We start from the raw sequence: 980 nt of genomic DNA on the forward strand, positions 1-980 counted from the left end.
CATCTTTAATCAGTTTATTAAAATTACAATACAAAGATGCGGTAATTTACCGTCTAAACCTCCTTGTCTACCGACGTAGGAGGTTTAGTTCAACAACAAATAAACCCAATGCTTGCGGGCTGCGTTTTGAAAGTTTTTCTATATTTAGAAACGAATATGCAAAAATGAAAAATATGAGCAATTTAAGCGCACTGGGCTTATTTAAACGTTGAACGAAAGCTCCTTTCGGAGCTAACTGGGAATTCGTAACTTATAGTAGTATAAATAAAAATATTAGGTATTGAAAAAAAAGTTTATTAGCTCAATACGAGCAAGAAATGCGTTTGCGCAACTATAGCGAACGTACCATTAAAACGTACACTGGGTTTATACGCCGGATCTCTGAACATTACAAAATTACTCCAGATCAAATAACCCGTTCCCAGGTAAAAGACTATTGTTATTATATACTGGAAGAACAAAAACTATCTCCAGTGAATGTAAATCAAATGATCAGTGCCTGGAAGATTTTACAGGTAGATATTTTAGGCAATCCATGGGAGTCCATACGCATTAAGCGCCCTCGGATGAAAAGAAAACTACCAGTAGTATTGTCACAAAAAGAAGTCACAGGTTTAGTACATGTTTTATCCAATTTAAAGCATAGAACAATATTAATGTTAACCTATGCTACCGGCATGAGACGCGATGAAGTTTTAAATCTAAAACCTTCTAATATAGACTCATCCCGAGGGGTAATACGGGTCAGTGGAAAAGGACAAAAGGTAAGAGAGATACCTATATTTGATGAATTACTGGAACAACTTCGCTTTTACTATAAACATTATCGACCGGAGAAATATCTTTTTGAAGGGAAAAAAAGAGGAAAAAAATACGCACAAGCAAGTTGGATATTCTTGATCATGTTGACCCCCTTTCCCGAAGCCGGTTCATGTGATGTTTTCCGCATGACATTCCGGCGGATGTTGACCCCTTTAAGT

The 980-nt window shown here is 36.5% G+C and carries 2 protein-coding genes and 1 pseudogene; all 3 read left to right on the forward strand.

Annotated features, from left to right (window positions below; genetic code table 11):
- On the forward strand, positions 1 to 212 hold a 212-nt coding region (locus tag OM075_RS25185), incomplete at its 5' end, for a hypothetical protein (protein WP_301193328.1).
- 93 nt (positions 213 to 305) lie between these two features.
- Positions 306 to 530 (forward strand): annotated as a pseudogene (locus OM075_RS26225) (phage integrase N-terminal SAM-like domain-containing protein); the annotation flags it as partial.
- Positions 531 to 566: 36 nt separating this feature from the next.
- Positions 567 to 980, forward strand: a 414-nt coding sequence (locus OM075_RS25190; protein ID WP_301193329.1) for a tyrosine-type recombinase/integrase, incomplete at its 3' end; no start/stop codon positions are given.

Origin of the sequence: Plebeiibacterium sediminum, from assembly GCF_026013605.1 — a bacterium.
Lineage (GTDB): Bacteria > Bacteroidota > Bacteroidia > Bacteroidales > Marinilabiliaceae > Saccharicrinis > Saccharicrinis sediminus.